The organism is Duganella sp. CF517 (genome assembly GCF_900110275.1).
GTDB lineage: Bacteria > Pseudomonadota > Gammaproteobacteria > Burkholderiales > Burkholderiaceae_D > Rugamonas.
On the sequence record NZ_FODC01000013.1, the window covers coordinates 13,230 to 39,010 of the forward strand.

General features: G+C 63.7%; 25 protein-coding genes and 1 pseudogene. 8 read left to right on the forward strand and 18 right to left on the reverse strand.

The window, feature by feature from the left end:
- Position 1 precedes the first annotated feature (1 nt).
- A pseudogene (locus BMX85_RS29180) lies at positions 2-328 on the forward strand (helix-turn-helix domain-containing protein); the annotation flags it as partial.
- 5 nt (positions 329-333) lie between these two features.
- On the opposite strand, the gene BMX85_RS29185 reads toward BMX85_RS29180, so the two are convergent.
- The 4 genes from BMX85_RS29185 to dnaA all read right to left on the reverse strand — a co-directional run bounded on the left by BMX85_RS29185 (position 334) and on the right by dnaA (position 6,129).
- A complete protein-coding gene (locus tag BMX85_RS29185; protein WP_090328198.1) occupies positions 334-753 on the reverse strand; it encodes an ATP-binding protein in 420 nt (139 codons plus the stop codon).
- Positions 754-973: 220 nt separating this feature from the next.
- Positions 974-3,475 (reverse strand): DNA topoisomerase (ATP-hydrolyzing) subunit B, encoded by a 2,502-nt coding sequence (gene gyrB / locus BMX85_RS29190; protein ID WP_090328081.1) that lies wholly within the window; start codon positions 3,473-3,475, stop codon positions 974-976.
- 53 nt (positions 3,476-3,528) lie between these two features.
- The gene (dnaN, locus tag BMX85_RS29195) at positions 3,529-4,635 is read right to left on the reverse strand and encodes a DNA polymerase III subunit beta (protein WP_090328085.1); all 1,107 of its coding nucleotides are present in this window, start codon (positions 4,633-4,635) and stop codon (positions 3,529-3,531) included.
- 96 nt (positions 4,636-4,731) lie between these two features.
- Complete coding sequence (gene dnaA / locus BMX85_RS29200) at positions 4,732-6,129, reverse strand: chromosomal replication initiator protein DnaA (RefSeq protein ID WP_090328089.1); 1,398 nt, start codon at positions 6,127-6,129, stop codon at positions 4,732-4,734.
- Positions 6,130-6,522: 393 nt separating this feature from the next.
- On the opposite strand from dnaA, the gene rpmH reads away from it, so the two are divergent.
- The 5 genes from rpmH (at position 6,523) to mnmE (ending at position 10,639) form a co-directional block, all read left to right on the forward strand.
- Positions 6,523-6,657 (forward strand): 50S ribosomal protein L34, encoded by a 135-nt coding sequence (gene rpmH, locus BMX85_RS29205; RefSeq protein ID WP_010401996.1) that lies wholly within the window; start codon positions 6,523-6,525, stop codon positions 6,655-6,657.
- Positions 6,658-6,681: 24 nt separating this feature from the next.
- On the forward strand, positions 6,682-7,197 hold the full coding sequence (gene rnpA, locus BMX85_RS31260) for a ribonuclease P protein component (RefSeq protein ID WP_373924325.1): 516 nt from the start codon (positions 6,682-6,684) through the stop codon (positions 7,195-7,197).
- Positions 7,194-7,466, forward strand: a complete 273-nt coding sequence (yidD, locus tag BMX85_RS29215; RefSeq protein WP_090328093.1) for a membrane protein insertion efficiency factor YidD — start codon at positions 7,194-7,196, stop codon at positions 7,464-7,466. Before rnpA ends, yidD begins: the two co-directional genes overlap by 4 nt.
- Before the next feature lie 11 nt (positions 7,467-7,477).
- Positions 7,478-9,187, forward strand: coding sequence for a membrane protein insertase YidC (gene yidC / locus BMX85_RS29220; protein WP_090328101.1), 1,710 nt, complete (start codon positions 7,478-7,480; stop codon positions 9,185-9,187).
- 72 nt (positions 9,188-9,259) lie between these two features.
- Positions 9,260-10,639, forward strand: coding sequence for a tRNA uridine-5-carboxymethylaminomethyl(34) synthesis GTPase MnmE (mnmE, locus tag BMX85_RS29225; protein WP_090328105.1), 1,380 nt, complete (start codon positions 9,260-9,262; stop codon positions 10,637-10,639).
- Between the two features lie 210 nt (positions 10,640-10,849).
- On the opposite strand, the gene BMX85_RS29230 is transcribed toward mnmE, so the two are convergent.
- Entirely contained in the window at positions 10,850-11,809 is a 960-nt protein-coding gene (locus tag BMX85_RS29230) for an SMP-30/gluconolactonase/LRE family protein (protein WP_090328112.1), read from the reverse strand.
- A complete protein-coding gene (locus BMX85_RS29235) occupies positions 11,806-12,795 on the reverse strand; it encodes a sensor domain-containing diguanylate cyclase (RefSeq protein WP_090328117.1) in 990 nt (329 codons plus the stop codon). Before BMX85_RS29235 ends, BMX85_RS29230 begins: the two co-directional genes overlap by 4 nt.
- 388 nt (positions 12,796-13,183) lie before the next feature.
- Between BMX85_RS29235 and BMX85_RS29240 the strand changes: the two genes are divergently transcribed.
- Positions 13,184-13,393 (forward strand): hypothetical protein, encoded by a 210-nt coding sequence (locus tag BMX85_RS29240; protein ID WP_090328121.1) that lies wholly within the window; start codon positions 13,184-13,186, stop codon positions 13,391-13,393.
- 3 nt (positions 13,394-13,396) lie between these two features.
- Here BMX85_RS29240 and BMX85_RS29245 read toward each other — a convergent pair whose 3' ends face one another.
- Both BMX85_RS29245 and BMX85_RS29250 read right to left on the reverse strand, forming a co-directional pair.
- Positions 13,397-14,017 carry an Hpt domain-containing protein gene (locus BMX85_RS29245; protein ID WP_090328124.1) on the reverse strand — a complete coding sequence of 207 codons (621 nt, stop codon included), beginning with the start codon at positions 14,015-14,017 and terminating at the stop codon, positions 13,397-13,399.
- A 96-nt stretch (positions 14,018-14,113) separates the two neighbouring features.
- A complete protein-coding gene (locus BMX85_RS29250) occupies positions 14,114-15,100 on the reverse strand; it encodes a CAP domain-containing protein (RefSeq protein ID WP_090328129.1) in 987 nt (328 codons plus the stop codon).
- Positions 15,101-15,283: 183 nt separating this feature from the next.
- Between BMX85_RS29250 and pssA the strand changes: the two genes are divergently transcribed.
- Positions 15,284-16,066: a CDP-diacylglycerol--serine O-phosphatidyltransferase gene (gene pssA, locus BMX85_RS29255; RefSeq protein WP_229210727.1), complete on the forward strand. Its 783-nt coding sequence runs from the start codon at positions 15,284-15,286 to the stop codon at positions 16,064-16,066.
- Positions 16,067-16,084: 18 nt separating this feature from the next.
- Here the strand turns inward: pssA and BMX85_RS29260 are convergent, their stop codons facing one another.
- From BMX85_RS29260 to BMX85_RS29305, 10 genes are all read right to left on the reverse strand, one after another.
- Positions 16,085-16,999, reverse strand: a complete 915-nt coding sequence (locus BMX85_RS29260) for an aldo/keto reductase (protein ID WP_090328134.1) — start codon at positions 16,997-16,999, stop codon at positions 16,085-16,087.
- A gap of 123 nt (positions 17,000-17,122) precedes the next feature.
- Positions 17,123-18,268: a D-alanyl-D-alanine carboxypeptidase family protein gene (locus BMX85_RS29265; protein WP_090328137.1), complete on the reverse strand. Its 1,146-nt coding sequence runs from the start codon at positions 18,266-18,268 to the stop codon at positions 17,123-17,125.
- Positions 18,269-18,326: 58 nt separating this feature from the next.
- Positions 18,327-18,995, reverse strand: a complete 669-nt coding sequence (locus tag BMX85_RS29270; protein ID WP_090328141.1) for an alpha/beta hydrolase — start codon at positions 18,993-18,995, stop codon at positions 18,327-18,329.
- A 6-nt stretch (positions 18,996-19,001) separates the two neighbouring features.
- The gene (locus BMX85_RS29275) at positions 19,002-19,319 is read right to left on the reverse strand and encodes a (2Fe-2S) ferredoxin domain-containing protein (RefSeq protein WP_090328145.1); all 318 of its coding nucleotides are present in this window, start codon (positions 19,317-19,319) and stop codon (positions 19,002-19,004) included.
- A 52-nt stretch (positions 19,320-19,371) separates the two neighbouring features.
- Positions 19,372-20,571 carry a VanZ family protein gene (locus BMX85_RS29280; protein ID WP_090328149.1) on the reverse strand — a complete coding sequence of 400 codons (1,200 nt, stop codon included), beginning with the start codon at positions 20,569-20,571 and terminating at the stop codon, positions 19,372-19,374.
- Positions 20,568-21,191: an ABC-type transport auxiliary lipoprotein family protein gene (locus BMX85_RS29285; RefSeq protein WP_090328154.1), complete on the reverse strand. Its 624-nt coding sequence runs from the start codon at positions 21,189-21,191 to the stop codon at positions 20,568-20,570. Before BMX85_RS29285 ends, BMX85_RS29280 begins: the two co-directional genes overlap by 4 nt.
- Before the next feature lie 9 nt (positions 21,192-21,200).
- Positions 21,201-22,139 carry an MlaD family protein gene (locus BMX85_RS29290; protein ID WP_090328159.1) on the reverse strand — a complete coding sequence of 313 codons (939 nt, stop codon included), beginning with the start codon at positions 22,137-22,139 and terminating at the stop codon, positions 21,201-21,203.
- On the reverse strand, positions 22,139-23,026 hold the full coding sequence (locus tag BMX85_RS29295) for an ABC transporter ATP-binding protein (protein WP_090328163.1): 888 nt from the start codon (positions 23,024-23,026) through the stop codon (positions 22,139-22,141). The genes BMX85_RS29290 and BMX85_RS29295 overlap by 1 nt, the downstream gene beginning before the upstream one ends.
- Positions 23,026-24,153: an MlaE family ABC transporter permease gene (locus tag BMX85_RS29300; RefSeq protein WP_090328166.1), complete on the reverse strand. Its 1,128-nt coding sequence runs from the start codon at positions 24,151-24,153 to the stop codon at positions 23,026-23,028. The genes BMX85_RS29295 and BMX85_RS29300 overlap by 1 nt, the downstream gene beginning before the upstream one ends.
- Before the next feature lie 93 nt (positions 24,154-24,246).
- A complete protein-coding gene (locus BMX85_RS29305) occupies positions 24,247-25,719 on the reverse strand; it encodes a B12-binding domain-containing radical SAM protein (protein WP_090328171.1) in 1,473 nt (490 codons plus the stop codon).
- Positions 25,720-25,781: the final 62 nt, after the last annotated feature.

Sequence of the window (25,781 nt, forward strand, 5' to 3'; positions counted from 1 at the left end):
AGTGATCGACGTGGCTTTACTAGGCATAATTCGACGCTGGCACATTCGTGACCAGATTCCCCTACGGGAGATTGCCCGACGCCTTGGCATCTCGCGCAATACCGTCCGACGTTATCTACGATCGGAAATGACTGAGCCCAGCTATGCCGAGCGGCGTATAGCTAGTGGGCTAGACAAATATTCTTTGCAATTATCAGGATGGCTTAAGGCCGAAGCGAGCAAGCCGCGCAAGCAGCGGCGCAGTTTGAAACAGATCCACGCGGACCTGAAAGAGCTGGGTTATGAGGGATCGTATGACCGCGTGGCAGCGTTTGCCAGGCAGTGGAAGGCGGGTCAAACTGAGTGGGTCAATTCATCGAGCAAACGAACACCCACAACCGGCCGCCCATACTGGAGCGGCAGATCTCTTTTTGGGGAAAATGCGATGTGCCACAGAGCTTTTAAGCCAGCCTCATCCATGGAGGCGCCATTATCCAGAATACACATGGAGGCATTTGGGCTTGTTAAGTTAGACGAGATTCTGACGTCTACATAGTCTGCTCCAGCATCCCAGCTATTAGAAATCAGCTCTTCGAAAGCTTTCTGCGGGGACGAATATAATTGTTCGCTAAAATGCTCTAGAAATCGGGTGCTGAGTTCAACTTTGATCGTACTTGACAGCTTCCCGATAGTCTCTAATGGAAGATTCGGAAAATTCACAGGGCTCCCGGAGAGATCTGTATTTGTACCAGAGATATCTTTGTCAATTTTCATGATGAGTCTTTCACACCTTAGCAAGATCTAGCATGGGGGAAATTAGCTTCTGATAATTATTTTACACGCAGTATTTCGGCCAAAAAATTTATTTATGCAGCTGTTTCTAAAATTTTTCAAGATGCGCGCGATCTTTTCATCGCAAGATGATAGTTACCAAATAAAAGGGCCAGCCTTATAAGGCTGGCCCTGCTGTCGTCAGGGAGGTTGGTACGCTGCGTTAAACGTCAATATTCCCCGCCCGCAGCGCATTATTCTCAATAAACGCCCGGCGCGGCTCCACGTCATCCCCCATCAGCGTTGTAAAGATCTGATCCGCAGCAATCGCGTCCTCGATCTGCACCTTCAGCAAGCGCCGCACGGTCGGATCCATGGTGGTCTCCCACAGCTGATCCGGATTCATCTCACCCAGACCTTTGTAGCGCTGCTTCGACACCACCCGTTCCGCCTCGTCGCGCAGCCACTGCATCGCGTGGTGGAAGTCGACCACGGCCGATTCCTTGGTCCGCTCGCCTTCGCCACGGCGCACGATCGCGCCTTCGCCGATCAAGCCCTTGAACGTGGCGGCGGCGCTGGCCAGCACGTTGTAGTCCGCGCCCTGCACGAAGTCGGCGTCGATCGCGCTGACCTTGACGTTACCGTGATGCATGCGCTCGATGCGCAGCGCGTGCTTCTCCGACAGCTCGTCCGAAATCACCGTCACCTTGACGGCGATGTCGTTGATCTCCTTCGACAGCGCGGCGGCCGACGCTTCCGCCAGCTCCTGCGTGCTCAGGTCCAGGGTCACGCCGGTCATGATGGCGGTCAGCGCGGCGCGGTCGATCACGCGCGTCAGGCGCATCATGATGACGTTGGCCAGGTTGAACTGACGCACCAGCTCGCCCAGCGGTTCGCCGACGATCGGGTCTGCGCCTTCGCGCGGGATCAGCACGGCGGTGTTGAGCGCGACGTTCATCATGTAGGTCGCTTCCTCGGCGTCATCCTTCAGATAACGCTCGTCGCGGCCGGCCTTGACCTTGTACAGCGGCGGTTGCGCGATGTAGATGTGGCCGCGCTCGACCAGTTGCGGCATCTGGCGGTAGAACAGGGTCAGCAGCAGCGTGCGGATGTGGGCGCCGTCGACGTCCGCATCGGTCATGATGATGATGCGGTGGTAGCGCAGCTTGTCGACGTTGAATTCGTCCGGGCCGATCGAGGTGCCCAGGGTGGCGATCAGCGTGGTGATCTGCTCCGACGACAGCATCTTTTCGAAGCGCGCCTTTTCCACGTTCAACACCTTACCGCGCAGCGGCAGGATCGCCTGGAACTTGCGGTCGCGGCCCTGCTTGGCGGAGCCGCCTGCGGAGTCACCCTCGACGATGTACAGTTCGCACAGCGCCGGGTCTTTTTCCTGGCAGTCGGCCAGCTTGGCCGACAGGCCCAGGCCGTCCATGATGCCTTTGCGGCGGGTCAGGTCGCGGGCCTTGCGGGCCGCTTCGCGCGCGCGCGCCGCTTCGACGATCTTGCCGCAGATGATTTTGGCGTCGTTCGGTTTTTCCTGCAGGTAGTCCGACAGGGTCTTGGCGACGATCTCCTCGACCGGGCCGCGCACTTCCGACGACACCAGCTTGTCCTTGGTCTGCGACGAGAATTTCGGCTCGGGCACCTTGACCGACAGCACGCAGGTCAGGCCTTCGCGCATGTCGTCGCCGGAGATTTCAACCTTGGCCTTCTTGGCGAATTCCTGCTCGTCGATGTATTTGTTGATGACGCGGGTCATCGCCGCGCGCAGGCCGGTCAGGTGGGTGCCGCCGTCGCGCTGCGGGATGTTGTTGGTGAAGCACAGCACCTGTTCGTTGTAGGCGTCGTTCCATTGCATCGAGACGTCGACCGAGATGTTGGTGTTCTGGTCCGACATGCGTTCGCCGGTGGCCTGGAACACGGTCGGGTGCAGCACCGTCTTGGCTTTGTTGATGTATTCGACGAAGCCTCGCGTGCCGCCTTCGAAGGCGAAGATTTCTTCCTTGCCGTTGCGCTGGTCGCTCAGGCGGATGTTGACGCCGTTATTGAGGAACGACAGCTCGCGGATGCGCTTGGCCAGGATTTCGTAGTGGAATTCGACGTTGCCGAAGATGGTTTCGTCGGCCCAGAAGTGGACGTCGGTGCCGCGCTTGTCGGTTTCGCCGATGACCTTGATCGGGGAGACGGCGAAGCCGTCCTTCATTTCCAGTTCGCGGTTGACCGGCACGCCGCGGGCGAATTCCATGAAGTGGACCTTGCCGTCGCGGCGGATGGTCAGCTTCAAGGTTTTCGACAGCGCGTTGACGCAGGACACGCCCACGCCGTGCAGGCCGCCGGAGACCTTGTACGAGTTCTGGTCGAACTTGCCGCCGGCGTGCAGTTCGGTCATGACGATCTCGGCGGCGGAGCGCTTCGGATCGTGCTTGTCGTCCATCTTCAGGCCGGTCGGCACGCCGCGGCCGTTGTCGGTGATCGAGATCGAGTTGTCCGAGTGGATGGTGACGTGGATTTCCGTGCAGTGCCCGGCCAGCGATTCGTCGATCGAGTTGTCCAGCACTTCGAACACCAGGTGGTGCAGGCCCGTGCCGTCCGAGGTGTCGCCGATGTACATGCCGGGACGTTTGCGTACTGCTTCCAGACCTTCGAGGATCTGGATCGATGCTGCGCCGTATTCTTCGGTCGGTACCACTGGGGCTGGTTTCTCTGCTGGGATGGCGGACATGTGCTGCTTTCTCTGATTATCGATTACTGGTGTTGACTGGCTGCTGCTGGAACTTAGATCCGCATCGGCATAACGACGTACTTGAAGTCGGTGTTATCCGGAATCGAGATCAGCGCCGACGAGTTCGAGTCGCCCAAGGCGACGTTGATCTGGTCGCACTTCAGGTTGTTCAGCACGTCGAGCAAATAGGTGACGTTGAAGCCGATGTCGACGCTGTCGCCGCCGTAGTCGATCTCCAGTTCCTCGACCGCTTCTTCCTGGTCGGCGTTGGTCGAGCTGATCTTCATGCTGCCTGGCGTGATAATGCAGCGCACGCCCTTGAACTTGTCGCTGGTCATGATCGCGGCGCGCTGCAGCGAACGCAGCAGCTCATCGCGGCCGATCGTGAACTCGTTCTTGTAACCCTTCGGGATCACGCGCGTGTAGTCGGGGAACTTGCCCTCGACCAGCTTCGAGATCAGCTCGATGTCGGCGAAGGTCAGCTTGACCTGGTTGGCGGCGATGTCCAGTTGAACGGTCTCGTCGTTTTCTTCCAGCAGGCGCTGCAGTTCGATGATGGTCTTGCGCGGGATGATCACTTCCTGGCGCTCGAACGTTTGCTCGGTCTCCACCTGGCAGAACGCCAGGCGGTGGCCGTCGGTGGCCACGGCGATGACGTTGTTGCCGTCGAGGACCAGCAGCAGGCCGTTCAGATAGTAGCGGATGTCCTGCTGCGCCATCGAGAAGTGCACCATGTTGAACAGGTGCTTCAGGGTTTTTTGCGGCAGGGTCACGCTGGCGCTGTAGCTGTCGGCTTGCTGGACGGTCGGGAATTCCTCGGCGGCCAGCGTTTGCAGCGCGAAGCGCGATTTGCCCGTTTGTACGGTCAGGCGCTTGTTCAGCAAGGTCATCGTGACGTCGCCCGATTCCGGCAGCGCGCGCAGGATGTCGAGCAGCTTGCGCGCGGCGACGGTGGTGCCGGCCACTTCGGCGCCGGAGCCGATCGCGGCGTTCGTGGTGATCTGCACTTCGGTGTCGGTCGACAGGAAGGATACGTTCTCGCCGTCTTTGCGGATGAGGATATTGGCCAGAATCGGCATAGTGTGCCGACGCTCGACAATACCACTCACGATCTGCAGTGGCCGGAGAAGGGTATCTCGGGTGGTTTTGACCAATTGCATAGATTATCCTCAGTAGTAAAGATTAACGGTATTTCAAGATTAACTTATGTGCAGCTCTGCAGTTCGACCAATCATAATGGCAAAACTAGCGTCCCGCTAGCCCTTCAGTGTTTGTTCCAGCACGTGCAGTTCGTGGTTGCATTCCGGGTTCTTGGTGCGGTCCAACGCGATCTTGCGCACCGCGTGCAGCACCGTCGTGTGGTCCCTTCCGCCGAACAGTTCGCCGATCTCCGGCAAGCTCTTTTGCGTCAGTTCCTTGGCCAGGTACATGGCGATCTGGCGCGGCCGGGCGATGTTGGCCGGGCGGCGCTTGGAGTACATGTCGGCGACCTTGATGTTGAAGAAGTCGGCCACGGTCTTCTGGATGTTTTCCACCGAGATCTGGCGGTTCTGCACCGACAGCAAGTCCTTCAGCGCTTCCTTGACGATGTCGATCGTGATGTCCTTGCCGTGGAAGCGCGAGTACGCCAGGATCTTGCGCAGCGCGCCTTCCAGCTCGCGCACGTTCGAGCGCAAATGCTTGGCGACGAAGAAGGCGACGTCGTCCGAGAAGGTCACGCCTTCCTGCTTGGCCTTCTTCAACAGAATGGCGACCCGCATTTCCAGCTCGGGCGGCTCGATCGCGACCGTCAGGCCGGAGTCGAAGCGCGAGATCAGGCGGTCGTCCATGCCGGTGATTTCCTTCGGATATGTGTCCGAGGTGATGATGATCTGTTTCTTGGCGGCGATCAGCGCTTCGAACGCGTAGAAGAACTCTTCCTGCGTGCGGCTTTTGCCGCCGAAGAATTGAATATCATCGATCAGCAGCATGTCGAGCGAGTGATAGTAATGCTTGAAGTCGTCGAAGCCCTTGCGCTGATAGGCGGTGACGACGTCGCGCACGTACTGCTCGGCGTGGATGTAGCGGATCTTGGCGCCCGGCTGGTCGGCCATGACCTGGTTGCCGATGGCGTGGATCAAGTGGGTCTTACCCAGGCCGACGCCGCCGTAGAAGAACAGCGGGTTGTACGACACGCCCGGGTTGTTGGCGACCTGGATGGCGGCGGCGCGCGCCAGCTGGTTGGCCTTACCGGTGACGAAACTGTCGAACGTCAGATCGGTGTTGATGCGGCTTTGCTCGCGGCGCGGCGCGGCCGAGGCCGGCAGCTCGGGCACCGAAGGCACCGGATCGGAATTGCGCGGGTGGTTGTTCGGGTTGCCGTCGTTGTAGTCCGGCGCCGGCACCACGGCGGCCGGCTTGCGCGGCATCGACAGGCGCGGGTCGAGCACGAACTGCACTTCGGTCGGCGCTTCCCAGTACTGGCTGGCCAGCGCGGTGATGCGGCTGGCGAATTGCGACTTGACCCAGTCCAGCTTGAAGCGGTTCGGTGCGGCCACACGCAACTTGCCCGCCTCGTAATCGAGTGGGATGAGCGGTTTTATCCACGCGCTAAATTGTTGCGGCGTCAGTTCCAACTCCAACTGTGCGGAGCAGGTCTGCCAGAAATTTTCCATGAATCTTATCTATTCTTTACTGCTGATGAGGGTGTGGACCGGGGCTGTTGCGCCGCGGGTTCGCCACACGTAACGCGCTATTCTACTCTCGCTCGCTAAAGTTATCCACAGGCACGCCGCTTATTTTCATACTTTCGGTGGGGCCGGAATCGCCGCCAAACCGGATCTGTTGTTGACAAGCAGGGCCGAAATGCTGATAATTCAGGGTTCCCCGCCCGTATTCCGTGTTTATTCACTTGAACGTCAATATGGAGTAAGCGTGGATTAGCGGGCGATGAGATGGACCCAGCTGTGCCGGTAGCGTTGGCATGGGTGCGCGAAGTGTCATTGGCACCAAAAATTGACGGGCGCTGGCCCGATTTTGTATTTTTTTCTGCTTTTAGCGAGACCAACATGAAACGTACTTACCAACCTTCCGTCGTGCGTCGTAAGCGCACCCACGGCTTCCGCGCTCGTATGGCTACCCGTGGTGGCCGTGATGTGCTCAACGCACGTCGCGCAAAAGGCCGCAAGCGTCTGGCTGTATAAGCCACCTGCTTGTTAGCTGATCGCGTGGAAAGCTGTATTTCAAGCGGCTCGACAGGCGAAGGTTCCCACGACTTCGCGCGCGTTCGGCGTATCGTTAAAACGGATGAATTTTCATCCGTTTTTCGTTTGCGCCCCACGCAAAAAAGCGCGCATTTCGTGCTCTACACCCGTCTGAACGAATTGCCGCATGCGCGGCTGGGCGTCGTGGTGGCCAAGCGCTTCGCGCCCAGGGCCGTCACGCGCAACACGATCAAGCGCGTCACCCGCGAGCTGTTCCGCGTGACCGGCCTGCCCGCCATCGATTGCGTGGTGCGCCTGGCCAAGCCGGTCAACAGCAAGGACGGTCCCGCCACCACCGCGACGCTCAAACGGACGCTGCGGGTGGAATTGGCGCGCCTGTTCGCCGCGCAGGCCAAGTTGTCCGGCCGGCAGGCGGCGCAGGCACAGGGGCAGACCTCCGCGCCCGCGCAGCCCGCCGTGGCATCGGCGCCGCCGGCGGCCTTGCCTTCGGCGGCCACGCCTCCACTTACGCCGTCATGACCACGTTGCTCCGCTTCCTGCTGCGCGCCTACCAGCTGACCATCAGTCCGCTGCTGGGGCCGCGTTGCCGCTTCTATCCGAGCTGCTCGAATTACGCGCTGGAAGCGTTGCAGGTGCATGGGGCGGGCAAGGGCAGCTGGCTGGCCGCCAAACGCGTGTGCCGCTGCCATCCGTTCAACGATGGCGGTTTCGATCCGGTGCCTCCCAAGGACGCGCCGGATGCCAAGAATTCCTCTTCAACGACCGCTTGCGGTTGCAACCACTCCTGATAAATACCCTAATGGATATCAATAAACGTACCATCCTGTGGATCGTGTTTGCCGTGTCGCTGGTAGTTCTATGGAACAACTGGATGGTCTCGACCGGCCAGCCTTCCATGTTCGCCCCGGCCCCGGCCCAAACCGCCAAGGCGCCCGAGGCGAAGAAATCGGAACTGCCGACCGCCGCCACAGCCGGAGCGACCGCCGGCGCCGCCGCCTTGCCGGGCGCGACCGCCGCGACCGGCGCGGACGCGCCGTTCAAGAGTGAGCGCATCACCGTAACGACCGACCTGTTCAAGGTCGACATCGACACCCTGGGCGGCACCATCCGCCGCCTGGAGCTGCTCAACTACAAAGACGGCGTCGACACCCACAAGAACCAGGTGCTGTTCGACATCGACAGCGCCACCGGCAAGACCTATCTGGGCCAGACCGGCCTGATCGGCGCGCCCGGCCTGCCGAACCACACCACCGGCTTCGTCGCCAAGCCAGGTCCGCGCACGCTCGACGGCGCCAACCAGGTGCAACTGGTGCTGGAATCGGAGCAGGGCGGCGTCAAGCTGACCAAGACCTTCACCTTCAAGCGCGGCGACTACGTCATCGACGTGCGCCACGACGTCACCAACGTCGGCACCGCGCCGGTCAAGCCCGAGCTGTACATGCAGCTGGTCCACGACGGCAACAAGCCGGCCGGCGACTCGTTCTTCAACAGCAGCTACACCGGCCCGACCCTGTACACGGCGGCCGACAAGTACCACAAGCTGAAGTTCGAAACGCTGGAGAAGGACGCCGAGTCCGCCGCCAAGTCCGGCAAGGACCTGATCCAGGAGCATCCGACCAAGGCCGACAACGGCTGGGTTGCGATCTCGCAGCACTTCTTCGTCTCGGCCTTCGTGCCGCAGGATAAGACGCCGCGCACCATCTTCACCAAGAAAGTGACGACCAATCAGTACGCGATCGGCACCATCCAGCCGCTGGGCACCCTGGCGCCGGGCGCCACCGTGTCGAACACCGCCAAGCTGTATTCCGGTCCGCAGGAAGAAAAGCTGCTGGAAAAAGTCACTCCCGGCCTGGAACTGGTCAAGGACTACGGCATGCTGACCGTGATCGCCAAGCCGATCTTCTGGGTCATGGTGCATATCCACCAGGTGCTGGGCAACTGGGGCTGGACCATCATCGTCTTCACGATCCTGATCAAGCTGCTGTTCTTCCCGCTGTCGGCCGCCGGTTACAAGAGCATGGCCAAGGTCAAGCTGGTCACGCCGAAGATGCAGGCCATCCGCGAGCGCTACAAGGGCGACCCGGCCAAGATGAACCAGGCCACGATGGAACTGTACAAGGCCGAGAAGATCAATCCGCTGGGCGGCTGTCTGCCGATCCTGGTGCAGATGCCGGTCTTCATCGCGCTGTACTGGGTGCTGCAAGCGTCGGTGGAAATCCGCGGCGCGCCGTGGATCGGCTGGATCACCAACCTGGCCGCGCCTGACCCATGGTTCATCCTGCCGGTGCTGTACGCGATTTCGATGTACATCACCACCAAGCTGAACCCGGCGCCGGCCGACCCGATGCAAGCGAAGATCATGCTGTTCATGCCGCTGGCGTTCTCGGTCATGTTCTTCTTCTTCCCGTCCGGCCTGGTGCTGTACTGGGTGGTCAACAACGTGCTGTCGATTGGTCAACAGTATGTGATCACCAAGAAGTATGCGACGCCCGAGCCCGCCAAGGCGTAATCCTTAGCGCTGAGTGTTGCCAGGAAGCCCGTGTTGATCGCGGGCTTTTTTTATATCCTCTACAATTAGCCCATGAATATCGACTCCTCCCCCATCGCCGCCATCGCCACCGCACCGGGACGCGGCGGTATCGGCGTCGTGCGCGCCTCCGGCAAGAATTTGCAACCGCTGATCGCCGCGCTGTTCGGCGCCACGGCCTTGAAGCCGCGCCACGCCACCTACATTCCGTTTACGCAGGCCGACGGCGGCATCATCGACCAGGGCATCGCCATCTGGTTCAAGGGACCGAACTCGTACACAGGCGAGGATGTGCTGGAGTTGCAGGGGCATGGCGGACCGATCGTGCTGCAACTGCTGCTGGCGCGGGTGCTGGAGGCTGGCGCCGAGCTGGGCCTGCGGCTGGCCGAACCGGGCGAATTCACGCGCCGCGCGTATCTGAACGACAAGCTCGACCTGGCGCAGGCGGAGGCGGTGGCCGATCTGATCGACGCCTCGACCGAGGCGGCGGCCAAGTCGGCGTCGCAATCGTTGTCGGGCGTGTTTTCGAAGACGGTCAACAAATTGGTCGAGGGCGTGACCGGGTTGCGCATGCTGGTCGAAGCGACGCTGGATTTCCCGGAAGAGGAGATCGACTTCCTGGAGAAATCGGATGCGCGCGGGCAGCTGGCGGGCATCGTCAGCGCGCTGGACCAGGTGTTCAAGCAGGCGGCGCAGGGCGCGCTATTGCGCGAGGGGCTGAGCGTGGTGCTGGTGGGCCAGCCGAACGTCGGCAAATCGTCGCTGCTCAATTCGTTGGCGGGCTCGGATGTCGCCATCGTCACGCCGATCGCCGGCACCACGCGCGACAAGGTCACGGAGACGATCCAAATCGAAGGCATCCCGCTCAACATCATCGACACCGCCGGCATCCGTCATGCGGACGAAACGGTGGACGTGGTCGAGCGCATCGGCATCGAACGCACCTGGGGCGAGGTCGGCAAGGCCGACGTGATCCTGCACTTGCTGGACGCCGACCACGGCCCGTCGCGCGCGGACGAAAACATCGTCGCCGCCTTCCCGGCCGGCGTGCCGGTGCTGCGCATCTGGAACAAGATCGACTTATCGGGCCACAAGCCGAGCGTCGACGTCATGCCGGATGCCACGCACGTCTATCTGTCGGCGCACGAGAACATCGGTATCGACCTGCTGCGCAAGGAATTACTGCGCATCGCCGGCTGGCAGCAGACGGGCGAGTCGCTGTACCTCGCGCGCGAGCGGCACCTGATCGCGCTGAAGAACGCCGGCGCGCATCTGGAGCGGGCCGGCGAGCACGCGGCGCAAAACGACCAGTCGCTGGATTTGTTCGCGGAGGAACTGCGCCTGGCGCAGGCGCAGCTGTCGAGCATCACGGGCGCGTTCTCGTCGGATGACTTGCTCGGCGTGATCTTCAGCCGCTTCTGCATCGGCAAATAACCGCCGGGGTCAAGTCTGACAATCGGACACGCTCTCAGCTATAAGTGATTACCGCCAAGCTCGTGTCCGAATGTCAGACTTGACCCCGGCGTGCCAAGTGATTACGGCCAAGCTCGTGTCCGAATGTCAGACTTGACCCCGGCGTGCCGCCTATCGGCCTACGTGTTTTAGATTTTGGTTCCGACTGCGGCCCCGGATGGCGAATCAGAATTAGTACGGCAAGCCGTTCACGTTCAGCGCGATCTTCCATACCGACCCGGCGCCGGTGATGAACAAGGTCTTGCCATCGGCGCCGCCGAACGCGGCGTTGGTGACATTCGCGTCCACCTTGATCGTGGCGATGTGCTTGCCCTGCGGCGTGAACACGCGGATGCGCTGGTCCGTGTGCTCGGTGACGTAGACGTTGCCAAGGCAGTCGACCGCCATGCCGTCCGGGATGCCCAGGCCGTTGACCAGGTCGCGTCCCTTGCCAGGCTTGCCGCCAACGATGGCGTACGCGCGCAGCACGCCTTTTTCGCCAACCATACCGTTCACATACAGTACGTCCCCTGCCGGCGACAGCGATACGCCGTTCGGATTGGTGAGCGTGTCGTCCACCACGGTGACCGCGCCGTCGGCCGCCACGCGATAGACGCGCGTCTTGTCCTGCCCGCCCGGCGCGGCGTCGCGCTGGAAGGCCGGGTCGCTGAAGTACAAGGTGCCGTCGGCGGCCAGCGCCATGTCGTTCGGCGAGTTGAAGACGTTGCCCTTGTACTTGCCCACGACATCGCTGCGCTTGCCATCCATCGTGTAGCGCGACACGCTCTTGTACTTGTGCGTGGCCGCCAGGATGTTGCCCTGCGCGTCGACCGCCAGGCCGTTGCTGCCGCTGTCGGCGATCACGGTGGTGACCTTGCCGCTCGAATCGAGTTTTTGTATGCGCGACGGGAAGCCCGGCCCGAACGTGAAGTCCGAGAAATACAGCGCGTCCTTGATCCATACCGGACCTTCATACAGCCCCGGTTCCGAACGCGTCGGGTTGGCGGCGACGATGCGCTGCGCGGTCAGTTCGCCGGACGGCGCGCTGCCGGTGCAGGCGGTGGGCGCGGCAAAGGCGAGCGGGGCGGCCAACGTGGCGACGGCGGCGGCGGACAGGATCGATGCGAAAGTGAAGGCAGGGCGAATTTTCATGCGTTGGTTTCTTCCAGTTTGTGAACGATGACGCAGTCGCGTCCGGCGTGTTTGGCGGCGTACAGGCAGTTGTCGGCGGCGGCCAGCATGGTTTCGGCGGTGCACAGCCGGTCCTTGGCGAAGCTGGCCACGCCGATGCTCATTGTCACATACGGACGCTTCGCGGCGGGCGCGTGCGTGACCTCCAGTGCGGCGATGCGCGCGCGGATGGTCTCGGCCACCAGCGCCGCCTGCTCCGGTCCGGTGTCCGGCAGCACGGCGCCGAATTCCTCGCCGCCGTAGCGCGCCGCCAGGTCGGCCGGCCGCTGCAGCATGGCGGCGAACGCTTCCGCGACCAAGGTCAGGCAGGCGTCGCCCTGCTGATGGCCGAAGTGGTCGTTGTACGCCTTGAACGAGTCGATATCCATCAACAGCAGCGACAGCTGGCCGCCGTTGCGCTGGGCGCGCCGCAGTTCGCGGTCGAGCGCGACGTCGAAGTGGCGCCGGTTGGCGATGCCGGTCAGCCCGTCCACATACGATTGCGCGCGCAGCGCTTCGGCCTGGCCGCGCAACTGGCGCTCGCGCCCGACGGTGCTGCTGATGTCGCTCACCTGGATCAGGCAATACCGTTCCTTGCCTTCGGTGAACGGCGTCACCGACACCGCCTGCTCGATGCGCTCGCCGCCCCAGGTGCCGGCCGGGAACAGCGGGAAGGGCGAGCGGTTCAGCCCCGGCGAGAGCTGCTGCGGCGTCTTGCTCTGCATCGCGCTATGCACGGCCTGCTCCAGCCGCTGGCCGCGCAACTCCGGAAACACGTCGAACAGGTCGCCGCCGAGCACGCGGTGCGCGGATTGGCCCGAGTGGCTGGCCATCCATTGGTTCCATAAAACGATGCGCTGTCCGGCGTCGAGCACGATCAGGCCGAGGTCGGCGAGCGCCAGCGCGCGGGTGGACAAGTGGGCGTGGCCGGCCGTCGCAGGCGGGGTGGCATGAACAGTTTCAGACATTCGAACTTTCCAGGCGGGAATGATAATGGTGTAATGATTATAATCCGCTGGGCACGCCGTGGGGCCGCCGGCGATGCCCTGAAGCCACAAATTCAGCGCGGCGGGCTATCATTTTCGACTTTTCAATTAAAAAATATTTGTCCCCTATGAGCGCCGTCGCGGGCCCGGTGCGCGTCGCTGGAGAAGTGTCGCATGGACGCATTTTTTGCCGATCCGGCCGCTGTGGCCGCTTCTCCGAACCTGCTATGATTGATTCGTCGCAGATGAGTGTTCGGTTTCCAACACATGGCTCGAAACCGGCACGGCCTTGAGAATTCTCATGCTTGAGATATTCCGCTGAAGTAACCTTGCAACGTTGACTTGGGCACTGCCTGGAACGGAGGGGATCGTGGAACCGACACAAGAAAGCGTACCGGACGACGGCGCCGGCGCGGCGCCCCCGGCGATGGCGGCGCCCGTCTCGCCGGCCCGCACGCGGCAGATGCTGCCGCCCAAGGGCTCGTGCTGGTATTGCGAAAAGCCGCTCGACAACGTCAAACGTTTCTGCGACAAGGAATGCGCCGACGCCTTCGACGAAGAGAAGGAATTTACGCGCTGAGGACTAGCTCTTCGCCGCCTGCAGCACCGCCAGCGCCGCCTCGAAGTCGAACTGATGCGCCGCCTCGGTCACCTCCTGGAACACCGCCACTCCCAAGCTTGCCGCGAGCACCGTCGCCGAGTGTTCCAGCACATCGATCGCCGCGCCGTCGCCTTCCTCCAGCAACCTGGCCAGATGCTGCACCAGCATGCGCGTCTCCGGGGGATGCCGGCCGGCCGACGCCGACGCGACCGGCGGTTGCTCGTCGGCCGCGTCGAGCTCGGCGTCGATGGCGTTCATCAGGCAGCGCAGCGCGTGCTCCAGCTGCGCCAGCGGTCCCATGCACCATGCCGCCGGCCCCACGCAGGCCGGCTCCAGGTCGGCCGCCAACAGATAGACCTGCCGGGCGCCGATCATGCCGGCCGCCCCCTTGAGCGTATGGATGATGCGCTGCGCGCCGGCGGCGTCGCCGGCCGTCAGCTCGTTGCGCGCCTGGTTGGCGCTGTCCTGGTAGCGCTGCCGGAAGCGGCGCAGGATTTGCAGATACAGGGCGCGGTCGCCCATCAGCTGCTGCAAGCCGGTTTCCACTTGCAGGATATGGCCCCCGGCGTGAACCGGCGAGGCTGGCGTGCTGGAAAGTGTCATGGGCGGTACGATGTCGCGGATCGGTGGTTGGTCGGAAGCCGTACCATAGCAGACCTTACCGGCCGCAACAACGCATCGGCCGCCCCGCCCCGGCGCTCACTGCCGGGTGGTGAACGACCACGTGCGCGGCGCCGCCACCCCGTTCACCGAGCCGTCGAAGCTGACATCGTAGACGGTGCCGCGGCGAAGCGGCGACAGCGGGATGATCGCGGCGCCCGCGGGCGAGGTGCGCGAATCGGTCGCGGCGCTGAGCAAAAGCGTGTTCAGCGCGCTGCCGCCGCGCGGCGTGATGGTAAAGCTGCGCACCACCACGCCGGCCCCGCCCCGGCCGCTGTCGGCGTGGACGCTGACCGGGTAGCCGACCTCGTTCTGGTTGGCCACCGGGTCGGGGGATTCGGTATCGCTGAAGAAATTGATCGGGACGTTGGTCTGGTTGTTGACCGGATAATTGACCAGCCTGCCCGCGCCGATGCCCGCGCCCAGGCCGTTGGTCGCCGTCAGGTCGGCGGTGAAGTAGGTGTAGCCGCCGGAGACGGTGGCGGCGCCGGTGCCGACTTCCTTGAAGACCGGTTCGAACATCACGAAGCGGTGGTAGATCGCGGTGATCAGTTCTTCCGCCTGGTAGAAGCCGGAGGTGTCCGTCGTCGCGGAGATCACTTCGCCGGTGGCGAAGCCGCCGCCGAGTGCATAGCCGGCGGCGGTGAGCCGGTTGGCCAGCGTGGCGCCGGTGAAGCCGGGCGCGCCCGGGGTCTGATCGTGACTGACGGTGTTGTTCAGGCGCAGGTAGTTGGAATGCCCCAGCGCCGCCGCGTCGACCCGGCTGTTACGCGCCAGAACCGACAAGCCCAGCTGCGAGCGCCGGTAGTTGAGCCAATTGTAGCCGTCCAGGGCGGTGTCGCCGGTCAGCGTGGGCGCGCCGGGTTCCGGCAATGGCGGAGTGGTCGGGGCGGTCGACGTGTTCGGCGTTGTCTGGCTGCTGTTTCCGCCGCCGCCGCCGCCACAGCCCGCGAGCAGCGCGGCGATCAGCAGCATCGCGGCCGGCAACGGGGAGCGGGAGGGTTGCCGGTGCTTATGGTTTGCCATGTTGAAAACTCCTGTGCGTATGGGCTTGCGCCCGGACTGGCTATAGCGATTCTAAGCCAGATTGTGCGGTCGCGGCACGCAATCTGCTTGCCGTACCGCTTCGTACGGGACGGCTTGCGTAAAATGGTAAGCTAGCCGTTCAGCCAGCCGCCGTTGGCGAGGCATGCTTAACCTGGAAGTCATTTGAAACCTATCAATCAAGCGCGCGTCCGGCGCGCCAAGTTCGCCCTGCCCAGCATGGTCACGTTGATGTCGATCGCCTGCGGCTTCGGCAGCATCGTCATCTCGGTCGACAACGCCCTGGTCGGGTCCGCCGAGGACTACCGGCTGGCCGCCATCTTGCTGGTGCTGGCCGGCGTCTTCGACGCGCTCGACGGCCTGGTCGCGCGCGCCACCAACACCTCTTCCGAGTTCGGCATGCAGCTCGACTCGATCGCCGACGTGATGAACTTCGGCTGCGCGCCGGGGCTGCTGCTGTACTGCTATGGCTTCGTGCAACTTGGCGTGGACCATCCGACCCTGCTGCGGGCCGGCGGCATCGCCAGCTTCTTCTTTGTCGCCTGCGGCGCGCTGCGGCTGGCGCGCTTCAATGTCAGCGTCGGCCGGACCGATCCGCGCTATTTCGTCGGCATGCCGATCACGGCGGGGGCAGCCTGCGTGGCGTCGGTGGTGGTGGCGTGGCCGGACCCGGCGGCGACCACCTGGCACGCGATTCTCGTCGTGCTGCTGTTGTTTGTGGTGGGCACGCTGATGGTGTCGACGGTGCGCTTCCCGAGCTCCAAGCAGAAAAAGAGCTGGGGCGCGTTGGCGTTGCTGGTGGTAAACCTTGCGTTGCTGGCCTGGTTGCAGGCGGCTTACTTCGTGCTGTTCTTCGTGGTGTACATCGCCTTCACGCTGGCGCTGAACCTGGCCTGGAAAAACGGCTGGAAGGGGATCGCGCCGCCGGTCGTGTACGACGACATCTGAGGCGGCGCGCGATGAGGGTTACGCGACTTCGTGGCCGCGCGCGGCGCGCAGGATCTCGAACCACTGGCTGCGGCTCAACGTGAACTGCGTCGCCTCGACCGCCTCCGCCACCGCCTGAATCCGCCCCGATCCGGTCAGCGGAATCGGGCGGCTCGGCAACTGCATAATCCACGCGAACACCACGCTGCCGAACGGACGGCCCACGTCATCGGCGATCTTCTGGATCACGGCGCTTACCCGCACGCCTGCCGCATCGTCCTTGCTGAACAAGCGGCCACCGGCCAGCGGCGACCAGATCATCGGCGACACCCCCACATCCTGCAATCCGTCGAAGGTCTCGTCGAACATCGGCGCCACGCACAGCGGCGAGAACTCCACCTGGTTGGTGGCCAGCGCGATGCGGCGGTTGAGGCTCTCGAACTGGTGGCGGCTGAAATTGGACACGCCGAAATGGCGCACCTTGCCCTCCCGGCGCAGACGTCCGAAGGCGTCGGCGATCTCGTCGAAATTCATCAGCGGATCGGGGCGGTGGATCAACAACAGATCGAGGTGATCGGTGCCCAGCTGGCGCAGCGAATTTTCCGCCGACGCGACGATGTGGCTGGCGCTGGTGTCATAGTGCTGGATGGTGTGGTCCGGGCGCGCCCCGTTGATCAGCTTGATGCCGCATTTGCTCACCAGCTGCAAGCGCGCGCGCAATGAAGGTTGCAGCGCCAGCGCCTCGCCGAACACCGCCTCCACGCCGTAGCCGCCGTAGATGTCGGCGTGGTCGAAACTGGTCACGCCCATGTCCAGGCATTGCTCGATGAACGACAGCCGTTGCTGCGGCGTCAGGTTCCATTCGTTCATGCGCCACATGCCGGCGACGATGCGCGACAAGCTCGGGCCACCGTTGCTGGTGGCGATGGACGGGCAGGACAGGTTGGCGTTCATGGAGTGCTTTCGATAGGAGGAGGATAGGGAGAGATAGGGAAAAGATAGGAAAAGATAGCGGCGGGCGACGCCGGGCCACGCGGGGCGGATCAGGCTGCGCCAATCCGCCCCACGGGGATTAACTTAATTCATCCAGAGGCGGATCGAATCCCAGGCGCGGCCGAAGATCGACGCTTCGTCGACGTTTTCCAGCGCCACCACCGGCAGTTCCAGCAGCGGTTTGCCGTCGACCATCATCTTCAGCGAGCCGACGCGGGTGTTCAGCGGCAACGGCGCGACCAGCGGGTCCTTACGCTCGAGCACCGGCTTCATCTTGGCGGCGACACCCTTCGGCACCGTCACCATCACATCGCTGGTGAAGCCGATCTTGACCGCGCTCTGCGAGCCCTTCCAGATTTCCGGCGTGGCGATGGCCTGGCCCTTGGAGTACAGCTTGACCGTGTCGAAGTTCTGGAAGCCCCAGTTCAGCAGCTTCTGGCTTTCCTGCGTGCGCGTGTTGTCGGAGTTGGTGCCCAGCACCACCGAGATCAGGCGGCGCTCGCTGGCGCCGTTCGGACGGCGCGCCGAGGCGATCATGCAATAGCCGGCCGCTTCGGTGTGGCCGGTCTTCATGCCGTCGACGGTCGGGTCCAGCCACAGCAGGCGGTTGCGGTTCGGCTGCGTGATCTTGTTGTAGGTGAAGCTCTTGACCGAATCGATCTTGTAGAACTGCGGGAAGTCCAGGATCACGCGCTTGGCCAGCACCGACAAATCCTGCGCGGTGGAGAAGTTGTCCGGGCTCGGCAGGCCGTGCGGATTGGCGAAGCGGGTCGACTTCAAGCCCATGCGCTCGGCTTCCTTGTTCATCATGACAACGAAGGCCGATTCGTCGCCGGCGACGGCTTCGGCCAGCGCGACGGCGGCGTCGTTACCGGATTGAATCATCAGGCCGTGCAGCAGGTCGTCGATGCTGACCGGCGTGGCCGGGTCGATGAACATCTTCGAGCTGCTGGCGTCGACCTTCCACGCCTTGGTCGAGACGTTGACCATCTGGTTCAGCGTGACCTTTTTGTCGCGCAGCGCGCCGAAGACGACGTAGGCCGTCATGATCTTGGTCAGCGAGGCCGGCTCGACGCGGGCGTTGGGATCTTGCGAGGCGATCACCTGGCCGCTGGTGGCGTCCAGCAGCAGCCAGGATTTGGCGGCGATGGTAGGGGGCGGCAGGGTTTGGGCCACAGCGGCGGACATCAACATCACACTGGTGGCCAGTGCCGCGATCAATTTTTTCATGGGCTAGTTGTTCGGTGAATAGGGTGAAAATTAAAAAAACAGCGGGAATTATAGAGCGTTACTCCGCTGCGGAGGTGTCCGTTTCGGTGCCGGCGACGTCGCCGGGACGGCGCCACAGCTGGGTTACCCAGCTTTTGATGTGTTGCAACTTACGGTGGAAGAAGTGGTCGGCGCCGGGGATGACGATCACCGGGATTTCCTGCGGACGCAGCCAGTCGAGCACGTCGATCAGCGGGATGGTGTCGTCGTTTTCGCCGTGGATCAGGATGGTGTCTGCCGGGATGTCGGCCATCTCCCATTTCTTGGCGGCGCTGCCGACCAGCACCAGGCGCTCGGCCGGCGTGCCGGCGGCGGCCAGGCGCTGCGCCAGTTTCGACTGCACGAAGGTGCCGAACGAGAAACCGCCCAGCGCCACCGGCAGGCCCGGATATTTCTCGGTCATCCAGGCGTGCAGGATGGCCATGTCGTCGGTCTCGCCGTGGCCGTGGTCGTGCACGCCCTCGGAGGCGCCGACGCCGCGGAAGTTGATGCGCGCCACCACGTAGCCGAGGCTGGCGAAGGTGCGCGCCAGCGTGACGGCCACCTTGTTGTCCATCGTGCCGCCGTACAGCGGGTGCGGATGGGCGACAAGCGCGACGCCGACCGGCGCGTCCTGCTTCGGATAGTCGATCTGGCCTTCCATCAGGCCGGCGTTGCCGGCCAGGGTGAATTTTTCGTTCTTGTTCATAGCTCTTTAGATTTTAAGACGGTCAACAATCTTGCCCTGCACCAGGTGGCTGTCGATGATTTCATCGATGTCGCTGGTGTCGACGTAGGTGTACCAGACGCCTTCCGGGTAGACCACCAATACCGGGCCTTCCTCGCAACGGTCCAGGCAGCCGGCCTGGTTGATGCGCACGCCGCCGTGGCCGTTGATGTCGAGCTGCTTGCAGCGCTTCTTGGCGTGCTTTTGCGCGGTTTCGGCGCCGTGGTCGCCGCAGCTGTTGCGGCCGTCGTCACGCTTGTTCATGCAGAAGAAGACGTGGTGTTTGAAATACGGAGTGTCGCTCATGGCTATCTCTCTCGGAAAAAGTTGTCGGCCGGCGAGGCCAACGCTTGAGGCGCTATGATACCCGCCCTTGGCCGGCGCCGGTGTTCGGGTCTCTGGGCTCCTTCGGCTCCTTGTTGAGCTTGTGCGAGGGCAACCACAGGAACCACACCGCGAAGAACGGCCACAGCAGCGACAGGAATTGCGCCGCGCCATTGAAGTTGAGGAACTTGCCCTGCACCCATGTTTGCAGAGTGGCCACGAAATACGGGTTGGCCGGGGTGGTGTTGATGATCACCAGGCTCAACAGCAAGGTGACCGCGCCCAGCCGCCGCTGCGCCACCTGGGGCGCGAAGGTCAGGCCGGCGAGCATGATGGCGCCGATCAGGAAGCCGCCCTCGGCGCCCGGCGTCACCCAGGCGAAGGCGTTCTCCGGCGAAAACAGCAGCGCCGTCGCCAGCGCCTTGACGACGATCGCCGAGCCGATCATGGCCGCCACCAGCAGCGCGCGCGGGGCCGGCTTGCGCAGCAGGCACAGCAACGTCAGCGCCGCGCCGACCATGCCGCAGGCGGTGATGATGGTTTCCGACAGCCAGTATTGTTCGACCGTCAGCACCATGTCCGGCCGCACGTAGCTGGCCAGGTCGATATCCATGTCGAGCAGCTGCGACAGCCAGTCCGACAGGATCGGCAGCAGCTGGCCCAGGCCGAACAGGAAGCTTTGCGGATAGATCTGCGCCAGCGGCCACAGCGCCAGCAGCACCAGGCCCTGGCTGGCGTGCGGCGCGAACCAGGCGCGCCGCAGCCGCTGCAGCGGGCTTTCGTCGAGCAGCCGCCGCACCGTCAGCGCGCCGACCAGGCCACCGGCCGCGCAGCCGGCGGCGTTGGTGTAGAAATCCAGGTTGGACGAGACGCGGCTGGGCAGGTAGGTTTGCACCGCCTCCATCGTGCCCGACACCAGCAGTCCGCACACGGCGGCCAGCAGCAAGGCGAAGATGCCGCGGACGCGCGGGTACAGCGAGTAGACGATCAGCGCGCCCAGCGGCACGTAGCCGACCACGTTGATGATGGCGTCGAACTTGGTCCAGTAGCGCGGCATGCTCGAGGTTTCGAGGAAGATCAGCGGCGACAGGCCCTGGTTTTGCCAGCCGGAGAACGGGAACCAGCTGGCGTAGATGATCAGCAGCAGATAGGCCAGCAGCGCCGCGCGCGACAGCGGCGAGCCTTTGCGGACGTGCGCCGGAATGGGCGGCGCCGATGCAGCCGGTTGCGTCATTGCCCCTGTGGCGGCAGCGCCGCCAGCCACACCAGCACGTCGGCGGCCAGCGCGTCGGCGGCGTCGGCCAGCGCGCGCGCGCCGCCGGCGGCGTCCGCGCTCGGCGCCGGCGCGCTGCGGCTGAAGGTCTTCTGGTCCACCAGGCGGTGGCTGCGGAACACCGAGGCGCGCAGGCTGATATTGCCGCTGCTTTGCGTGGCGCTCTCGAAGTTCTGGGCGAAGTCGTCGACCTCGAGCCGCAGCAGGTTGACGCTGGCGGCGGAGTCGGTGGTCGACAGCACCTTCACGCCGGCCTGCGCGATGCGCGCCTTCATGCGCTGCGTGACCAGCTGCAGCGGGGTGCTGGTCCACTGGTTGTAGGCGTAGGGGCGCGACTGGCGCGCGTCCGCGTACAGCAGGCGGTATTGCATGCGTTCCGAATCGAGCGACGCCGGACCGGTGGCGTCGGCGACGATGATGGCGCCGATGCTGTTCGCGCCAACGGTCTGCGTCGGCGGCGGCAGCGGGCCGAAGTCGTAGTTGGCGCTGGTCGGGCCTTTGCTGGCACAGGCGCTCAGCAAAACGGCGGCGGCGATGAGGGCGGCGATGAGTGAGGCGCGCGGGCGCAGGGTCGTGGTCATCGGTGTTCCTTATTTGGTCGGAGCGGTAAAGCCTTCTTCGCCGGGGCCGGGCGGGGTGCCGGGGGCGCCGAAGATCAGGCTTTGCGGACGATCGTTAATCTTGTTCATGGTCTTGCGCAGCGCGCGCATCGACGAGCGGGTGTCGTCGGCCAGCGAGTTCACTTGCGGCAGCGTGTCCAGTTCAAGGCCGCCGGCCACCGATTCGACCGACAGGCCGATACGGTCGACGGTGCCGCTGACGCGCGCGATCGGCCCGTCCGGCGCCTGCAGGCCGGTGGTCAGGCGATTGACGTCGGTGGCCAGCGCGTTGACCGACACCAGCGTTCTTTGCACCTCGTTGGCCAGCGCCGGCAGCTTGGCGATGGTCGGCTCCAGCTTGGCCGGCAGGTCGCGGTATTTGTTGGCGGTTTCGCTGACGTCGGCGAACGCCGCCAGCATGATCTTCTGGTTCTCGGGGCTGAGCAGCGTGTTGAGGCGCTTGGTCACTTCCTCGGTCTGCGTCAGGATCTCCTTGCCGCGTTTTTCCACCTGGTCCAGGAAGCCCTGGCGCAGCGGGATGACGGCCGGCGCCTCGCTGCTGGTGGCCAGCAGCGGCGAGCCGGTTTGCTCGTCGTCGAGCTGGATGAAGGCGATGCCGGTCACGCCCTGGTAGCCCAGCGTGGCGTAGGTGGTCTTGGTGATCGGCGCGTCGGTGTTGATGTTGAGCGTGACGAGGATCTGGCCGGCCATCTTCGGATTGAAGGCGATGCCGCCGACCTTGCCCACTTCCAGGCCGCGGTAGCGCACCGGCGCCTGCGGGTTCAGTCCCGGCACCGATTGCGTGGTGGCGATCACGTACGGCGCCCGTTCCACGCGGTCGCGGTTGAACCAGATGCCGAACAGGATCGCAGCGATCAGCAGCGTGATCGTGAAAAAGCCGGTGGTGAGTGCGTGTGATCTGTTTTCCATCAGTGATCCTTGTTGGTTTTGTCGTCCAGCGCCTTTTCGTCCAGCGCCTCCAGCGCGCGGCGTCCCCGGTCGCCCAGGAAGAACTCCTTGATGAACGGGTGGTCGACCTTCAGCACGTCCTGCAACGGGCCGAGGGCGATCACGTGTTTTTCCGCCAGCACCGCGATGCGCGTCGACAGCGCGAACAGCGTATCCAGATCGTGCGTGACCATGACGACCGTCAGCCCCAGCTCCCGGTGCAGCGATTTGATCAGCGATACAAACGCTTCCGACAGGTCGGGATCGAGGCCGGCGGTCGGCTCGTCGAGGAATAGCAGCTTCGGTTCCAGCGCCAGCGCGCGCGCCAGCGCCACCCGCTTGACCATGCCGCCGGACAGGTCGGACGGCATCTTGTTCGCATGTTCCGGTCCCAGGCCGACCATGTTCATTTTCAGCAGAACGGCGTCGCGCACCAGGTCTTCCGGCAGCACCTGCAGTTCGCGCATCGGCTGGGCGATGTTTTCCAGCACCGTCAGCGCCGAATACAGCGCGCCCTGCTGGAACAGCATACCCCAATGGTTGCGCAGCTGCTGGAGCTGCGCCGGGCCGATCTCGCTGATATCTTCGCCGAACACGCGCACGCAGCCGCGCGCGGGACGCTCGAGGCCCAGCATCTGGCGCAGCAGCGTGGTCTTGCCGGTGCCGGAGCCGCCGACGATGGACATGATCTCGCCCTGTTCGATTTCCAGGTTCAAGTCCTGGTGCACGACGGTGCGGCCGTACTTGGTCCACAGGCCGGTGATGTCGACGATCGGCACGCTGCCGTCGAGCGTCAGCTCGCCGTTGCCACTGTCGTTGCCGGTTCGCGGGCCGCAGGCTTTGTCGGGGACGAGCGCTTGGTCGGCCATCAGAACCCCACGCCGTTGAACAGGATGGCGAACACCGCGTCGGCCAGGATGACGACGGTGATGGCGGTGACCACCGAGGTGGTGGTGCCGCGCCCGAGGCTTTCGGTGTTCGGCTTGATGCGCAGGCCGAAGTGGCACGACACCAGCGCGATCAACATCCCGAACACCACGCCCTTGCCAAGGCCGATCATGTAGTTCGCCAACGGCACCGCGTCCGGCAGCTTGGAAATGAAGTACTGCGGCGACAGGCCCAGTTCCACCTGCGCCGACAGCATGCCGCCGATCAGCGCCATCGAATCGGTCCAGATCACCAGCAGCGGCATCGAGATCGCCAGTGCCAGCACCTTCGGCATCACCAGGCGGAAGCCGTGCGAAATCCCCATCACCAGCATCGCGTCGAGTTCCTCGGTCACCCGCATCACGCCCAGTTGCGCCGTGATCGAGGAGCCGGAGCGGCCGGCCACCAGGATCGCCGCCAGCAGCGGGCCCAGTTCGCGGATGATGCTCATGCCGAGCAGGTTGACCAGATAGATGTCGCCGCCGAAGGCGCGCAGCTGTTGCGCCGACAGGAACGACAGCACCACGCCGATCAGGAACCCGACCAGCGCCGTGATGCCCAGCGCCTGGAAGCCGGCGTGGAAGATATTGGCCGAGATTTCCTTCCACGGCCCGCGTTGCGGCGCGCGGACGAAGCGCCACAGGTCCAGGGTCAGCTGGCCGATCAAGGTGATGAAGCCGGTCATGTGCTCGAAGAACAGCAGCATCGCGAAGCCGAGCTTCATCACCCACGTCAGGCGCTGCTGGCGCGGGCGCGGCAGTTCCAGTTTGCCGGTGGTCTCGAGCCGGTTGAAGAATTCTTCCTGCCCGGGCGCCAGCTGCAGGTCGGGCGGGCGGGTTTTGCCCCAGGCGTTCCAGAACAGCTGGGCGCCGATGTGGTCCATGCTGTCGATCGCCGACAGGTCCCAGCTCACTTTATCGGCCTTGAGGGATTTCAGCAGCCCGGTGATGGTGGCCATGGCCTTGCCCTGCGCCAGAGCGTGCACTTGCCAGGTGCCGCCCGCCGCCACCGACGGGCCGTTGGCGGCGCCAGGATTGAGGGTGAGGGTGGGCTCTTGGGCTGTAGGCATTACGTCAGTTTAAGGGAGTTTGGCGCGGTCCGCCATAGGAGTTCGCGGCGGCGGTGCGCTGCCACCCTCTGGCAAATGGCGGAGGTGGCGGCATCAGGCGGCCAACCTGCGGGCCTGCCGCTTGGGCGCCGGCGTCTCGGCCGGTTTCGGCTTGGCCCCGGCGTAGTCGCTGGCCAGCAGCGCGTCGGCGTCCGCCTTGTCCATGCCGCGCTCCTGCAAATAGCGCGACACCATCGCCACCAGCCGCTCCAGGGCGATGCGGTGGGTGGCGTCGGTGTTCGCGTACAGCCAGTCCGAGAAGGCCATGAAGTGTTCGAACGCCGCGTCCCCCAGCAGCACCGGCAGGGTGTTCCCAAAGCGTCCCGAGTTGGCCACCAGGTCCCAGTAGCGGGCGAAACGCACCAGACGCTGCATGGTCGGGAAGTCGATATCGCGGTTGGCCAGGATGGTGTACGGCGCATACGGTTCGAACACCAGCCCGAATTCCTGCGTGTGGCGGATGATCGGCGTGCCGCGCAGGCGTTTGAGGATGCCGAACTGGATCTCGTGCGGATCGAGCGCCCATAGCTTGTTGAAGCCTTCGGCGAAGCTCTCCACCGTCTCGCCGGGCAGGCCGGCGATCAGGTCCACGTGCATGTGGGCGTTGGAGTGGTCGGTCAGCCAGCGGATATTGTCGGCGGCCTTCTGGTTGTCCTGTTTGCGGCTGACCAGCGTCTGCACCGCCGGATTGAAGCTCTGGATGCCGATCTCGAACTGCAGCGCGCCGGGCGGGAACTTGCTGATGCCCTCTTTCAGTGCGTCGGGCAGGTGGTCCGGCACCAGCTCGAAGTGGGCGTAGACCGGATCGTCCGGGTTGGCCTCCAGCTTGTCGAGAAAGAACTGCATGATCTTCAAACTGGTCTTGATATTCAGGTTGAAGGTGCGGTCGACGAACTTGAACAGCCGCGCGCCGCGCGCGTGCAGCGATTCCATCTCCGCCAGGAATCCCTCGAGCGCGAACGGCCAGGCCGTCTTGTCCAGCGCCGACAGGCAGAATTCGCACTTGAACGGGCAGCCGCGCGACGCTTCCACGTAGATCGTGCGGTTTTTGATGTCGTCGTCGGTGTACAGGGAGTACGGCAGCTTGATCTCGGCCATCGGCGGTTGCACGCCGGCGTGCACCTTCATCAGCGGCTTCGGGCCGTTGAGGATCTCGCCGCACAGCTTGGGGAAGGTGACGTCGCCCCAGCCGGTGATCAGGTAGTCGGCCAGCTTGACGATTTCCTGCTCGTTCGACTCGTACGACACTTCCGGCCCGCCCAGCACCACCATCACGTGCGGCGCCACCCGCTTGAGCATGGCGATGACCTTGGTCGATTCCTCGACGTTCCATATATATATGCCGAAACCGACGATCCTGGGCGCATGCGCCAGGATGCGCTCGACGATCTCGGTGGTTTTGGCGCCGATGACGAATTCCTGCAGGCGCGTCCGCTCCTGCAGCTCCCCCATGTTCGCTAATAAATAGCGCAATCCCAGCGAGGCGTGGGTGTAGCGGGCGTTGAGGGTGGTCAGCAGGATGGACATGACGGGGGCGGATAGCGGCGAAACGCCTATTTTACGCTGTCGTTGATGCCGCTCTATCGTGT

Coding starts and splice junctions, on each gene's coding strand:
- BMX85_RS29185 (WP_090328198.1), bottom strand. CDS start 753: ATGAAAATTGACAAAGATATCTCTGGTACAAATACAGATCTCTCCGGG.
- gyrB (WP_090328081.1), bottom strand. CDS start 3,475: ATGTCCGCCATCCCAGCAGAGAAACCAGCCCCAGTGGTACCGACCGAA.
- dnaN (WP_090328085.1), bottom strand. CDS start 4,635: ATGCAATTGGTCAAAACCACCCGAGATACCCTTCTCCGGCCACTGCAG.
- dnaA (WP_090328089.1), bottom strand. CDS start 6,129: ATGGAAAATTTCTGGCAGACCTGCTCCGCACAGTTGGAGTTGGAACTG.
- rpmH (WP_010401996.1), top strand. CDS start 6,523: ATGAAACGTACTTACCAACCTTCCGTCGTGCGTCGTAAGCGCACCCAC.
- yidD (WP_090328093.1), top strand. CDS start 7,194: ATGACCACGTTGCTCCGCTTCCTGCTGCGCGCCTACCAGCTGACCATC.
- yidC (WP_090328101.1), top strand. CDS start 7,478: ATGGATATCAATAAACGTACCATCCTGTGGATCGTGTTTGCCGTGTCG.
- mnmE (WP_090328105.1), top strand. CDS start 9,260: ATGAATATCGACTCCTCCCCCATCGCCGCCATCGCCACCGCACCGGGA.
- BMX85_RS29230 (WP_090328112.1), bottom strand. CDS start 11,809: ATGAAAATTCGCCCTGCCTTCACTTTCGCATCGATCCTGTCCGCCGCC.
- BMX85_RS29235 (WP_090328117.1), bottom strand. CDS start 12,795: ATGTCTGAAACTGTTCATGCCACCCCGCCTGCGACGGCCGGCCACGCC.
- BMX85_RS29245 (WP_090328124.1), bottom strand. CDS start 14,017: ATGACACTTTCCAGCACGCCAGCCTCGCCGGTTCACGCCGGGGGCCAT.
- BMX85_RS29250 (WP_090328129.1), bottom strand. CDS start 15,100: ATGGCAAACCATAAGCACCGGCAACCCTCCCGCTCCCCGTTGCCGGCC.
- BMX85_RS29260 (WP_090328134.1), bottom strand. CDS start 16,999: ATGAACGCCAACCTGTCCTGCCCGTCCATCGCCACCAGCAACGGTGGC.
- BMX85_RS29265 (WP_090328137.1), bottom strand. CDS start 18,268: ATGAAAAAATTGATCGCGGCACTGGCCACCAGTGTGATGTTGATGTCC.
- BMX85_RS29270 (WP_090328141.1), bottom strand. CDS start 18,995: ATGAACAAGAACGAAAAATTCACCCTGGCCGGCAACGCCGGCCTGATG.
- BMX85_RS29275 (WP_090328145.1), bottom strand. CDS start 19,319: ATGAGCGACACTCCGTATTTCAAACACCACGTCTTCTTCTGCATGAAC.
- BMX85_RS29280 (WP_090328149.1), bottom strand. CDS start 20,571: ATGACGCAACCGGCTGCATCGGCGCCGCCCATTCCGGCGCACGTCCGC.
- BMX85_RS29285 (WP_090328154.1), bottom strand. CDS start 21,191: ATGACCACGACCCTGCGCCCGCGCGCCTCACTCATCGCCGCCCTCATC.
- BMX85_RS29290 (WP_090328159.1), bottom strand. CDS start 22,139: ATGGAAAACAGATCACACGCACTCACCACCGGCTTTTTCACGATCACG.
- BMX85_RS29295 (WP_090328163.1), bottom strand. CDS start 23,026: ATGGCCGACCAAGCGCTCGTCCCCGACAAAGCCTGCGGCCCGCGAACC.
- BMX85_RS29300 (WP_090328166.1), bottom strand. CDS start 24,153: ATGCCTACAGCCCAAGAGCCCACCCTCACCCTCAATCCTGGCGCCGCC.
- BMX85_RS29305 (WP_090328171.1), bottom strand. CDS start 25,719: ATGTCCATCCTGCTGACCACCCTCAACGCCCGCTACACCCACGCCTCG.